Here is an 11,654-nt window from a genome sequence, read left to right as displayed (position 1 = left end):
GTCCTACCGCTGCGACCGGAGCGGTAGGGCGCAGAACAGGCATGAGCTGAGGCGAGACGTAAGTCGAATGTGCCGAAGTTTCGTTTTGTCCGCTCACTGGACAGAAATCCCCTGCCAGAATCCATGGGCAAAAAACGGTCGATTCCGCCGGTGACAGAAACGGATGAGTTTTGGCGCATCCTGCGGTGCGGAGAAGGTCCGGACCGATCCCATTCCAACAATTGCTGCATCGCGGTATAGACAAGCATGTCACCACCTTCGGACAAAAATGTCGAAAGCCTCATCCGTGCGATCGTCGCAAAACGCTACGACGTCGCCGGACCATTTTTGGTGGCAATCGATGGCCGTAGCGGGGCGGGGAAATCGACACTTGCGCGGACAATTGCCCATCAGTTGAATGCACCGGTTATTTCCGGTGATGACTTCTTCTCAGGCGGTGAAGGAATACTGGATGATCCAGCTGACGTACTCGCTGAGATTTGCATAGACTGGAGAGCGTTGCGTAAAGTCCTTGAGAAGCTTCATGCCACTGAAAATGCCTCATTTTTTCCTTATGATTGGGGCGCATTCGACGGCTCGAAATCCTCCAAAGAGACGTATGTTGAGCCAAGCGAAATCGTGGTGATTGAGGGCGTCTATGCTGCTCGGCCAGAACTCCGCGACCTTCTCGATCTGACAGTTTTGATAGAGGTGCCAGACGAAGAACGTCTCAAGCGCTTGATAAAAAGAGAAGGTGGTCTCAGCGCATGGGAGCAACAATGGCACCGAGCCGAGGACTGGTATTTTGAGAACCTTGCGCCGCCACACAGCTTCGACTTGTTGTTGTCCGATGCGGCTGTGTCGCCCTGATAGTAGAAAGTCCGCTTCGTCCACACACCGGACACAAACCCCCTGCCAGAACCTACGTGCCAAAAACGGTCGTTTTTGGCCAAGTGCCCTGCCCTACCTAGGATCAATCGCTTAGGTAGGACAAAAACCCCCGGCAAAACCTTTGCGGTTTTGGCAGGTTTTTGTCACAGTGAAGCATGATCATTGGATACGCCCGCGTCAGCACTGACGACCAGAGCCTGAATTCACAGACCGACGCACTATCAGCTGCCGGTGCCGAGAAGGTTTTCGCGGATAGGATCAGCGGATCGAAGCGCACCCGCCCGGAATTGGACAGAATGCTGGAGCAGCTCCGCGACGGCGATGTTGTGACCGTCACGAAGTATGACCGCCTGGCGCGGTCTTTGAAGGACCTCTTGGAGATTGTAGAGGTGATCCGGGAACGCGGTGCTGGCTTTCGGTCCCTGGCCGAAGACATCGACACGACAACGCCGGCAGGCCGTCTAGTGTTTCACGTATTTGCTTCCATCGCCCAGTTTGAGCGGGAACGGATTTCAGAACGGACCAAGGAAGGGCTTGCGTCTGCGCGCAAACGGGGTCGGATTGGTGGTAGGCCCCCTGCCCTGACGCCCAGTCAAAGGGATGAGGTGCGCCGTATGAGGGATGATGAACATCGCGCGATTGCCGAAATCGCACGGCTTTTCAAGGTGAGCGAGCGTACAGTTCGGCGCGCCTGAGTACGAGTATCCCTGCAGATTTGAAAGCGTCAAAAAATGTCTGAGATAGATGAGATTCCGGAACGCATATTCAGAATGGCATCTGATGCACTTACCCAAGCTAACACCCATGCGATCTTTGATGGGCCTGGGGTTGAGCACTGGGCGAACATGTCCATCCTTGATGCCGCGCATGCTGGTGAGCTTTTTCTGAAGGCCGTCATTGCCCAGGCTCATCCTTTGCTGATCTTTCGAGACATATTCTCGCTTGATAAGTCCGCGCAAGAGCCGTTGGACCTCAGGCAAGTCATTGAGCATGGCAGGACCTACAACTTGGAGCACCTGCCAAAACTGCTCTGGGTGGTCCATGGCGAGCGCCTTCCAGACTTGGATAGCTTTGAAGAGTTGCGGAAGGCCAGGAATGCGATTCAACATTTTTGCGCTCCAGACATCGACCGGCCAGGTGACTTGTCCCTCACCTTCCTTTACCGAAATATCGACCCCCTTATTAAGCGACATTTCTCCGTTGATGCTGTGAACTTTGTTGCTGAAGACGAGCAGGGTTATCTCATAGAGCAATTGGTTCGTTTGGAGTTATGCTTTTCAAGCTCCGGCGTCATCGAGATTTCGGAGTTCGATGTTTCGAAAGCACTGGAAACCGTGAGCGTTCCTTATCGGCGAAAAATCGAGCGGCAACTGTGTCAGTATCAGCATGATCCGAGCAACATGCGCTAGCGGATATGGCAAGGACCGTGGCCCACCAGGCACATAACAACTTGGCGGTAGAAGGGGGCGAGGTTTGCGGCTTTCCACCCAGAACCACCATAATGCCAAGCCTATGGAGTTTGACGATCGAGCCTTAATGCTTGAGAGTCTTGCTCAGGAAGGCCGTCACATGGGAGTATCATGCCGGACTATTCAGAAGACTGGCACCCTGGCAGTTTCACGAAGAACTTTGGCTGGGGGAAAGATGGCCGAGGCCTGGCCGAGCTCCATCATGCTATTCGGGTTGGGTTCGGGGATGCCAAGAGCGACATCAGACGCAGTGATTTCCGTCAGCGCTTAGAGGCGGAAGACATCAATTTTTACATCCCAGCGAACTTCTTTCTCTTCAATTACTCGAACGAGGCTGGTGATTGGATTTCGTTCGATGAGCTCGTTTTTCAGGCTGTGTTCTTCGATCATTCTGCCCATTTTGACAGACTGGCGCTCTTCGCCTTCAACCTCTCGTTGGTTGGCTCTTGGCAAGGGGCGCGGCATTTCCAAAGACGGCCCGCCCTATGGTCGAACCGGTACATTGTTGAAAGGCTGGCTCATACGCACGGGTGGGACGTAACAAAAGTCAACGCTGATGACATCCAGGCATTCTTGGATAGCGATGACCGATACAAAGCGAAAACCTCTAGGAAACTGAGTACCAACTTGAATTTTCTATATCAGATTGGTGGTCTAGACTCAGTAGTCGCTGATACCATTGAGCGGTGGTGGATGAACGCTTCTTTCTTGGCAGCAGATCGTCTCTGTCGGCTTCAATATGCACGTCGGCTGAACGTCTCTGCTATTGGAGAAGCGCTAGAAGAGTTCGAATTCGGTCTACTGTCCGGAGGTAAGAATGTAGAAAAGTCCTATGCGCTGAAGCGTTTGCTGGAAATGTATGTTTCCGTAGGCGGGCCTGCTAGGTTTGAACGTTCCGTTGAAGCCATCAATACAGGTCGAACCAACGATCCGCGCCCATATGGATTGGTAGACAAGAAGCTCCCGAGAGCGCCAAAATCTCTTCCAGCAGGCGTTGTGAACACGATGGATTGGCTGGACGCTTCTTACGAGGTCCTTGATCATGACGAACTAAAGGCTTTTGACGTCGATATGTTCGTCCGGGAGGCTTCGGTGCGGGCCTTGTCGAAGATCCGCGAGCGCGGGATCAAGCCAACAATGAGTTCGTCAGACCTCATGGCATTGATGAGGGGTTGAATTGGAACCGACGTCAGCATGCCTGGACACATCTGCTTTGATCGCGCTTCTCAACGAAGACGAACAGGCGCATCCCGCTGTCTTGCGTGAATTCCAGAAATACAAAGCGAGTGGAATGGTGTTCATCACCGAAGTGGTTTTTGCTGAAGCATCGGCAGGGATGAACTCTGCGGAGGAGCTACGGCTGGCACTGGACGAGCTCGGCATCGCCGACCTTCCGGCAAATGATGAAGGCCTCTTTTCTGCAGGACAAGTCTTCAAAGAATATCGGAGGAGCAAAGGCGACGGAAAGAAGGATGGCGTACTGCCCGATTTTATGATCGGTGCGGTTGCTTATGCAAAAGGTGTTGCTCTAATAACCCTGAATGATAAGGATTTTGTCAATAAATTTAGGAACCTAGCCGTTGTTAACCCTATCAAGGTGTGACTCCGCCGCGCGAGCGAAGAGAGCGGTGTCGCGTGTTTCTGGAAGCTACGAGGGGCGGTGTTCATTAGCATCGTTTGGTGCAACGGTTGTTTGAAACAAGCACATACGATGACCCTAATGTGATGCCCAGTGAAGCACGGGATCATTGGTCGTTCATGGAGACAAATTCGGCATCAGCAGTCATGAGTGCTGTGTGTCCGGACGAATGGGCTGACATTATCAGCGTGTTGTCGAGCTATCGGCTAGAACCCCAATATTGGCTCAGGGCTGGAGGCAACAGGGGCGACATTGCAGAGCAGATTGACAATGCCTTCCACGAAAGGGGCTGGCGAGAGACCAGGCTGGATCTTTCGACAAAAGGCCTCCTCTTCTCCAAGGACGGCGAGAAAATCGGAGAACTCCCGGAAGTCTATCAAGAGGGCTATCTTGTAGACAATTTTAAAAACAGGGTTGTGCTCGATGTTGAGTGGAACGCTAAAGACGGCAACCTCGATAGAGACTTAGCCTCGTATCGGTCTTGGTATGAAGCCGGGGTCATTTCCGCAGGAGTTATCATTACCAAAGATCGTCGCCCCTTGTTGGAGTTGGCGCGTAAACTCTGGGGTGACTACCAAGATACGATACCTGAAGAAGAAAGGGTAAAGAAGCTCCCTATTGATCTGACGACTTCGACAGTCACAGCGTTCGACAAAGCACAAATGCGGGTGCGGCGCGGCGTCATGGGTCCCTGCCCCGTCTTGATCGTGGCCGCTAATCAAAGCACTTGGGACGGTACGCCCTACACTAGCCCCTAGGCGGACTTCTCTACCGCCCGTCTGCCCCGTGGCCGCATTTGGGTTTCAGCAAGGTTGAGGAAAGACCTCACTCGTTGGATCGAATAGCCTGTGTCTTCAGCAAGATCTCGAATGCTTTCACCGCTCTCATAACGCAGCTTCACTTCCTTCCCTATTTCTAGAGCGACCGCTTCAGGGACGGTTTCATTCGATTGAAGAGGCGGCAGTATTGCTCCACCCTCATAGCCTTTGTGGACTTTTCCTCGTGGTGCGACTTCCTCTGCGGCCTCGTCCCCCCAAACAGTCCAACCTTTCTGAGGATGCCGTGCAAACATCTCCAGGTAGGGTCCGGGTGAGCAAGACGTAATCAGGTCATATTGCTCATCAGGCTTACGGGAATGCTCTCGCTTCCGAGTTTCGATCATATTGACTTGAGATCGGGCCGGGGCAAGCGTCCTCATGGAGCCTTTAACTCCAAACAACAAAATCTCAGTCACGTTTCGAAAATAGAAACCGACGCCCCTACCATCTGGCCCACCATCCTTGCGTCTTTTCGCCCAAATAATATTGGAGACGTATCGGAAGCCCCATGCTTCCATTACGGCCAATCCGTCCGGCAAGAGCGCGTTGGGGACCCAAAGGTAAAGGTGAGCATTCTTTGCACAGACTTTATCAACGGGGAGCGCTTTAATCGCTTCCAGCGTCATCGTGGAGTATCGATCAAGCCTGCGATGCTCAGGCGCAACCTTGCCGGTTCGGTTTGTGAAACGCCAAGGCGGGTCAGCCAATACCGTAGAAAAGCCCCCTACTACGCTCGGCAATTCAGGTGCTGGTTCTTCAGCGCGCAGCGGTTCGACTTTCCCATTTTTCATGCTCGGACACCCCGTTAAGATCTTTTTTTAGATCTTTAAACCAGTTTGCATTCTCTGGCTAGGCACAAAATTCACTGGTGCGATGGACACCAAGCGCACTCCCGATAAAACCTCATCATAGTTAGGGAACCCTTAATGGATAACAGTTATCTGTTACCTCCTGCGCCCATCTATCTCCCAAGTTGATGGGATCTCTATTCCTCCAGCCCTAAGGCATTCATAAAGAAGCTCTTTCTTTGTAACACCGCGCCTCTTTGCCTCTTCTGCAAATGCATTCTTGATGGGCTCTGGTACGTTTGTGAACGAAAACTGGACGCGCGGAGCATCTTTCAAGGCGGATGATTTGGACTTGCTCACGCTTGGTAATGGAGCCGTCATAGCCTTCAGTTTTTTGGAGCTGTCATCTCCAACGAGGTCGTCATCGAGGTTTACGCTGACTTTGGCCATGACCCGCTCCTATAAAATCCCAAGAGGCCCCTACTCTGCAGGTCTGAAAGTACCGACTGAGCTGACCGCCGCGCCGATCCTTGCGGAGCTTGGCCTGTGGACGTCATTTCCTTGAAGCCAGTTCGATGCGCGCACATGGCATTGAGGCGTGGTACGTTTTGTGCGTCGAGCGCATCAACAATGGCCTGTGTGATATTTGTCTGCGTATCCACATCCATCATGACCACCAGCGCCGGAATTTCTTTTTCCATCGTCTCTGCAACACTTTGGACGTGCGAAAATGTCCGCTTGGCCCCTTTGGCGTCGGCTTCATTGGCTTTCGATGGGATCAAGATCAGATTTGCAGCTGCGATAGCGTGCATCGCCATAGCCGACTTAAAACCTGCAGTGTCGACAAAGATCGCATCGTAGGCGGGATCGGCCTTCTTGAGAGCTTTGACGGTAGGGATCAGCTTTTCGTCATCTTCTTCATAGAGCCAATCAAGATCAGTTTGTTCCTTCTTGGCCCATGCTTCCAAGTGGCGTTGAGGGTCCGTATCGATCACTGCGATCCTGGCACCGTCTTGGACCATCAGACTGGCAATTGCTGTTAGGAGCGTTGTTTTGCCCGCTCCACCCTTTTCCTGCACTACGCTTATGACCTGAGTCATCGCCTGCCTCTTTCTTGTTTTCGCAACCCTTAACTCATAACCGATAACTGTCAACTCATAACTATTATCAGATAACTGTTAAGTGATATGGGTTATCTGTTATGGGGCGCGTCCCTTTCGCTCATACCATTTTCGGCAAAACCCCACGAACGCGGCATCCGGATGGCGCGGCGGATCGTTCATCCACATCCGCCATTCTTGCTCAAGGAAGTACACGTCCCAGGTAGGAGCAGCCTCGCGGGCTTTCTCGTAAGCATCGGACGACAGACGCACCGCAACCTCTGTAGCAATTGCAGAACTGTCGCCATAAACGTCCAGAAACTCGGGTTTTGGCGTGACCTCCAGAACATCATGTAGAAGCCTGAAACAGTAATCCGGCATATGTGATTGATCTTCGTCCGCCCTGCAAATCGCCTTAACGAGGCGCTTGAACTCCTTTGCTGTGGAGGTCGAGCCGGTCTTGTGCTGGAGCTTATCGAGGCCGATCCGCCAAACATCTTGCTTGCCGCAATGCTTGCGGGCCAGCTCATAAAGCCGCCGCTCTAGTGGCTTCCTAAGCTGGAAGTAGGCCTTGTGCAGGGTAAGCACATTCTTGTTTTCAATCGCTTTTACCAGCCAATCACCCATTTCAAGTTCGACGCTAAGCAAGCGTCCCGTGGAGTCTTCTTTGACGATCCGAGCATCGGTGATGAATGAGAGCGAGCGCCATTCTCCAACACCGTGATCATGGATGTTTGTTTCTATCTGAGTGAACTGAAGCCGGGTAAGAGCACGGCGTAGCGTGGCATAAGCCTGGCCCGTGGTGTGACGGTTCGTGGCCTTCAGAAGGTCATGGGCTGAGATCCGGACACGCCGTCCAATTTCTTGGCCTTCATTCTTCGCAGCCATGAGCTGGCTGAGCACGTAGATCAGAATATCCCTGTCGAAAACATTGGCACGGCCTTCTTCGGCGGCAGGCGTAATCTTCACCTTCACATTGCCTTGCTCATACTCGAACGCAGCCATGTCCTTTTTGACCGACAGGGAAAAGAGAGGATGCTCCATCGAGGCGCGGTCGCTTTTCGGGGTCGCGTCGAGGATATCGCACACAAAAAGGTCCGGCTCAGTATGCCGCTGCGGAAGCAATGCAGTGCGTTTACGAGGCCTCGCCATTATTCGATACTCTACCCACCATTATTCGACAGTCTGCCCACCAAGCGGGCGCGTTCTTCGATACTCTACACACCGTTCTTCGCTAGTCTACCCACCAATTTTCGATACTCTACACACCGACAGGCAAAATCACCGCAGTATTTTGGATTAATATCAACGCGTTGAGAGACCGCCGATTCTCGTAACACCTTCTATAACACAAATATAACACCCGACTTCTCAACCTGAACCAACCACCATTGGCGCTTCACCGCTCACCGTTGGTAGAACACGCAGGCATCGACACCCGTGGTCGTCGTGGTCCAAGACGCTCCGAGGACAGCGCACATGGAAGCGTTGCTGGCCAAGAAACGAGGAAGCGTCACCGTCAGGATAAGAGCCAGAACGACAGCACCCAGACCAAACCAAGGAAGACGGCTTTTGAAGCGAACCAGCTTTTGCTCCCGTTCCCAAAGCTGACGCATGGTGTCCGACCTGGCCTCATCCGCCTTCCTGAGAACCTCCTGAGTATGGTTGGACGCCCGGAGCAGATCACCGGCCATCTGGCCAACACGGGTGAGGGTATCGCCGATCCTGCCGTCGATGGTCGCGCCGACAATCTCGCCATAGTGTTCCGGGTCCGTCTGCTTTTGAGCGGCAAAGGCAGCAGAGCGAGCTTCCGTCGCTGTCTTGTTTACGCGGTCGAGCACCCGTGTCTGGTCATCCACGCGATCCGAGATGCTGGCGACCGCCGTGGCCAAAAGATCGAGAGTTTCGCGCAGATCGTCATCTGAGAGCGGGGCAGGGGAAGCGGGTGTGTCTGACATGGCGGATGGCTTTCGGGTTATCGGGCTTCAGGTGTGAACAGCCCGGCAAATTCAGGATCGGCGTAGTAGCGCAGCTTTTGCGCAACGGCGGTGGCCTGCCCCTGGACGCGCAGGAGCTGACGATCCGGGGGAAGCTGCATGATTTCATCAGGGGTCAGCAGATCGCGGCCCGTGAGGTTGTTTGAGAAGCTGGGGCCATCGCCGGGCTTGAAGCTGTCGGTCTGGAACCCGGCGGTTTCCTGGCCAATCATCTGGCTCAGCCACTTGGCCGTCTCGAAGTCATTCACCCCGAAGACCTGTTGCACCCCGGCATTGGCGATGAAGGTGCCAGCGCGTTCGCCATAGAGGTCCTTGAGCTGGCTCATGTCCTGCAGGATCGGCCAGAGCTGAAGCCCGTAGCCCGCCATCAGCCCCATGGCGCGCTCAACGGCCTCCAGACGGCCCAGGGCGGCGAATTCATCGAGGAGGAAGAGGGCAGGGGCCTTGAGGCGCTCAGAATGGCCCTCTGACGCGCCCTGAGGCCGTTCAGCGTCCCGAGCAATGTCTTGAAGGGCCTGAGAGACCAGCAGGCGCAGCCAGCGGCTGTAGGCGTCCATCCGGTTCGGCGGCAGGACCAGGAAGACGGAGGTGATCCGATGGCGCAGATCGGAGAAGGCGAAGTCCGACCGCGCGAGGCACTTTGCGATCCGGGGCGAGTCTAGGAAGTGCGTGTGGCGCTGCGCGTTGGACAGAACCGAGGCAGCTTCCCGGTCCGCCTTGCCGAGGAAGCGGTTGGCGGACCGGGCAATCAACCCGCCTGCCGCATCGCTGTCCTGCATCAGCTCCAGCAGCGCCCGAAGCTTTTCCGGGGGGAGGGTGAGATATTCCCGGACGGTGGCGAGGGACCGGCGGTCGCGATCCTCGTGGCAGACACAGAACATGATCAACCCGCCCAAGATGGCCTTGGCCTCCTCGTTCCAATGCGCTTCCGTCACCTGGCCCGGCGGGTCCATGACCAGCGCCTCTGTCAGGGAGGCGGCATCCTCGCCCAGATCGAGGCTGTCTGGTGGCAGCCGGTCGAGCGGATTGTAAGCGGCAGAGGGATGGCCGCTGACCTCAAATGGATCGAGAACGTGGACCGTCCCGAACCGCCGCCGGGCCTCGCCCGCGATCCGCGCGTTCTCGCCTTTGGGGTCGATGACCAGAACGGAGCGTTCCGCCGCCAGCAGGTTTGGGATGACGGTGCCGACGCCTTTCCCGGCCCGTGTCGGGGCAAGTGTGATCAGATGGGCCGGGCCGTCATAGCGCAGCAACCGCCCAGTGTGCGGATTGCGTCCGATGAGAAGACCGTCTTCCCGCTGAAGCTTCTTCAGCTCCTTGCGATTGGCAAACCGGGCCGAGCCGTGGCTATCACCGGTCAGCCCGAAATAGGCATCGGCTCCGGAGGCCATGCGCCAGTACTGGAATCCGAAGACAGCACCCACAAACATGAAGGGTCCGAAGACCAGCCATTGCCAGGCACTTTCGCCGGGCGTCTGGTCGAAGAAGGCGAAGATGAACGGGGTGGCCACCAGAGAGCCAAGTATCGCCCCAAAGGCCATTGCTCCGATCAACCATCCGAGCATGATGGGCGTGAAGATCAACCGACCGAAGAAGCGGAACAGCCCCCCGAAGACGATCATCACGCTCCGCATCAGGACGCGCCATCATCAGCAGCGACAGGGGAGGGGGCGTCCCACTCTGCAAAGGCCTTGCGATCCTGTTCACGGGAGAGATTGCGGATCAGCCGGTCAAGCATTGCGGCAGCGCTGGAATCCCGTTCCGCCAGGTCCATGAGCGCCCCGCCCAGGATCACCTTGCGCCGTGTATCCAGCTTGCGCTGTCTGGTGGCTTCCCTGTTCTTCAGAGCCTGCAGGCGGGCCTTGGCCTGGGCATAGCGTTTCTCGGCGCGTTCAAGCTCAGTCTCGGCCAATTCGGGAATCCACTTCAAAAAGGGCAGGTGTAAAGGTTAGGCTTGCAACAACCATCGGTAGCGCTTACCCGTAGGCCTGTAAAGGACAAGGGCGCACTTATGCAAACTCTCCACCTGCGGTTCCGAGATTTGCGTGCGATCTCTCTGGGGCAAGGCCCCGGCCGATGGCCATCCCCTTCGCCGCGTGCCGCCGCGACATGGAAGGGCGCGCTGCCCCTTCCAAACCATCCCAGCCCAACCTCAGCGGTTGGATCGCGTCCCGCAAGGTCGCGCCAGCGTCTCGCCCGATGCCCCACGGTGGGGGCTGGTCTGCCGCTGGCATCTTCCTTGCGGGAGGTTCGTGTCGTCGGACCTGACGGTGCCGACACGAACCGGGTTTGCCCCCGGCAAACCGCCAGTGATCTACCCCCATATCCCGCCCCCCATGAGGCTGGGGATCTGGGGGTAGATCACTGGCAAGCCCGCGCGTCGGAGAGCCGTTGGCTTGCCTCAAGCGGGCTGTCTTTTCCCCTCGGACCGCGCCGGTTCCGGGCGCACTCTTGTGGAGAAAAGACGGGTGATCCGATTGCCAATGTCAGGACATCGGCACGGATCAGCTCCGGCGCGTGGGCGCATTTGCATCACAGGCGAGGGGAGGGCGCATGGCCAGCTACCACCTCTCCGTGAAGACGATCAAACGCAGCGCCGGGCGCTCCGCCACGGCGGCGGCAGCCTACCGTGTCGGGGAGCGCATCGAGTGCCAGCGCGAAGGCCGTGTCCACGATTACACCCGCAAGCAGGGCATCGAGGAGACCTTCATCCTGACCCCGAAGGACGCCCCGGACTGGGCCTCGGACCGGTCCCGCCTCTGGAACGAGGCCGAGGCCAGCGAGACTCGCCGCAACTCCGTCACCGCCCGCGAATGGGAGCTGGCCCTGCCCTCCGAGATCAGCGCCGAGGCTCGGTCGCAGATCACCCGCGACTTCGCCCAGGAGCTGGTCAGCCGCTATGGCGTGGCCGTCGATGTTGCGATCCATGCGCCGCACCGGGAAGGCGATCAGCGCAACCACCACGCTCATGTT

General features: G+C 56.1%; 14 protein-coding genes and 1 pseudogene. 7 read left to right on the top strand and 8 right to left on the bottom strand.

Features of this window, described 5'->3' with window-relative positions:
• Window positions 1-248 (bottom strand): hypothetical protein (locus AB9K34_RS12255; protein WP_369954718.1); only part of this gene is annotated, 248 nt, incomplete at its 3' end.
• Between AB9K34_RS12255 and AB9K34_RS12250 the strand changes: the two genes are divergently transcribed.
• The 6 genes from AB9K34_RS12250 (at window position 247) to AB9K34_RS12225 (ending at window position 4,736) form a co-directional block, all read left to right on the top strand.
• A complete protein-coding gene (locus AB9K34_RS12250) occupies window positions 247-849 on the top strand; it encodes a uridine kinase (protein ID WP_369954717.1) in 603 nt (200 codons plus the stop codon). The two genes, AB9K34_RS12255 and AB9K34_RS12250, sit on opposite strands and share 2 nt — an antisense overlap.
• Before the next feature lie 176 nt (window positions 850-1,025).
• Window positions 1,026-1,565, top strand: a complete 540-nt coding sequence (locus AB9K34_RS12245) for a recombinase family protein (protein ID WP_369954716.1) — start codon at window positions 1,026-1,028, stop codon at window positions 1,563-1,565.
• A gap of 36 nt (window positions 1,566-1,601) precedes the next feature.
• Window positions 1,602-2,279, top strand: coding sequence for a hypothetical protein (locus AB9K34_RS12240; RefSeq protein ID WP_369954715.1), 678 nt, complete (start codon window positions 1,602-1,604; stop codon window positions 2,277-2,279).
• Window positions 2,280-2,450: 171 nt separating this feature from the next.
• Window positions 2,451-3,515 (top strand): hypothetical protein, encoded by a 1,065-nt coding sequence (locus tag AB9K34_RS12235; RefSeq protein WP_369954714.1) that lies wholly within the window; start codon window positions 2,451-2,453, stop codon window positions 3,513-3,515.
• A gap of 1 nt (window position 3,516) precedes the next feature.
• Window positions 3,517-3,942 carry a type II toxin-antitoxin system VapC family toxin gene (locus AB9K34_RS12230; protein WP_369954713.1) on the top strand — a complete coding sequence of 142 codons (426 nt, stop codon included), beginning with the start codon at window positions 3,517-3,519 and terminating at the stop codon, window positions 3,940-3,942.
• Window positions 3,943-4,019: 77 nt separating this feature from the next.
• Window positions 4,020-4,736, top strand: a complete 717-nt coding sequence (locus AB9K34_RS12225; RefSeq protein ID WP_369954712.1) for a BglII/BstYI family type II restriction endonuclease — start codon at window positions 4,020-4,022, stop codon at window positions 4,734-4,736.
• A gap of 230 nt (window positions 4,737-4,966) precedes the next feature.
• Here AB9K34_RS12225 and AB9K34_RS12220 read toward each other — a convergent pair.
• The 7 genes and pseudogenes from AB9K34_RS12220 to AB9K34_RS12190 all read right to left on the bottom strand — a co-directional run.
• A pseudogene (locus AB9K34_RS12220) lies at window positions 4,967-5,587 on the bottom strand (MT-A70 family methyltransferase); the annotation flags it as partial.
• A 153-nt stretch (window positions 5,588-5,740) separates the two neighbouring features.
• A complete protein-coding gene (locus tag AB9K34_RS12215) occupies window positions 5,741-6,034 on the bottom strand; it encodes a hypothetical protein (RefSeq protein WP_369954711.1) in 294 nt (97 codons plus the stop codon).
• A complete protein-coding gene (locus AB9K34_RS12210) occupies window positions 6,016-6,684 on the bottom strand; it encodes a ParA family protein (RefSeq protein ID WP_369954710.1) in 669 nt (222 codons plus the stop codon). The genes AB9K34_RS12215 and AB9K34_RS12210 overlap by 19 nt, the downstream gene beginning before the upstream one ends.
• 99 nt (window positions 6,685-6,783) lie before the next feature.
• Window positions 6,784-7,773 carry a replication initiator protein A gene (locus AB9K34_RS12205; RefSeq protein WP_369954709.1) on the bottom strand — a complete coding sequence of 330 codons (990 nt, stop codon included), beginning with the start codon at window positions 7,771-7,773 and terminating at the stop codon, window positions 6,784-6,786.
• Window positions 7,774-8,090: 317 nt separating this feature from the next.
• Window positions 8,091-8,642 (bottom strand): hypothetical protein, encoded by a 552-nt coding sequence (locus AB9K34_RS12200; RefSeq protein WP_369954708.1) that lies wholly within the window; start codon window positions 8,640-8,642, stop codon window positions 8,091-8,093.
• A gap of 17 nt (window positions 8,643-8,659) precedes the next feature.
• Entirely contained in the window at window positions 8,660-10,315 is a 1,656-nt protein-coding gene (locus AB9K34_RS12195) for a type IV secretory system conjugative DNA transfer family protein (protein ID WP_369954707.1), read from the bottom strand.
• Window positions 10,315-10,593, bottom strand: a complete 279-nt coding sequence (locus AB9K34_RS12190) for a mobilization protein (protein ID WP_369954706.1) — start codon at window positions 10,591-10,593, stop codon at window positions 10,315-10,317. The genes AB9K34_RS12195 and AB9K34_RS12190 overlap by 1 nt, the downstream gene beginning before the upstream one ends.
• 641 nt (window positions 10,594-11,234) lie before the next feature.
• Here AB9K34_RS12190 and mobQ point away from each other — a divergent pair.
• The coding region (gene mobQ / locus AB9K34_RS12185) for a MobQ family relaxase (protein ID WP_369954705.1) at window positions 11,235-11,654 on the top strand (420 nt) is incomplete at its 3' end.

Source organism: Sedimentitalea sp. XS_ASV28, from assembly GCF_041224545.1.
Lineage (GTDB): Bacteria > Pseudomonadota > Alphaproteobacteria > Rhodobacterales > Rhodobacteraceae > Sedimentitalea.
Note: the sequence above shows the minus strand (reverse complement) of the source record. Positions and strands in the feature narration are given on the sequence as shown.

Excerpts from the sequence above, each read along its gene's own strand:
- AB9K34_RS12250 (WP_369954717.1), top strand. The coding sequence starts at position 247 with ATGTCACCACCTTCGGACAAAAATGTCGAAAGCCTCATCCGTGCGATC.
- AB9K34_RS12245 (WP_369954716.1), top strand. The coding sequence starts at position 1,026 with ATGATCATTGGATACGCCCGCGTCAGCACTGACGACCAGAGCCTGAAT.
- AB9K34_RS12240 (WP_369954715.1), top strand. The coding sequence starts at position 1,602 with ATGTCTGAGATAGATGAGATTCCGGAACGCATATTCAGAATGGCATCT.
- AB9K34_RS12235 (WP_369954714.1), top strand. The coding sequence starts at position 2,451 with ATGCCGGACTATTCAGAAGACTGGCACCCTGGCAGTTTCACGAAGAAC.
- AB9K34_RS12215 (WP_369954711.1), bottom strand. The coding sequence starts at position 6,034 with ATGGCCAAAGTCAGCGTAAACCTCGATGACGACCTCGTTGGAGATGAC.
- AB9K34_RS12210 (WP_369954710.1), bottom strand. The coding sequence starts at position 6,684 with ATGACTCAGGTCATAAGCGTAGTGCAGGAAAAGGGTGGAGCGGGCAAA.
- AB9K34_RS12200 (WP_369954708.1), bottom strand. The coding sequence starts at position 8,642 with ATGTCAGACACACCCGCTTCCCCTGCCCCGCTCTCAGATGACGATCTG.
- AB9K34_RS12195 (WP_369954707.1), bottom strand. The coding sequence starts at position 10,315 with ATGCGGAGCGTGATGATCGTCTTCGGGGGGCTGTTCCGCTTCTTCGGT.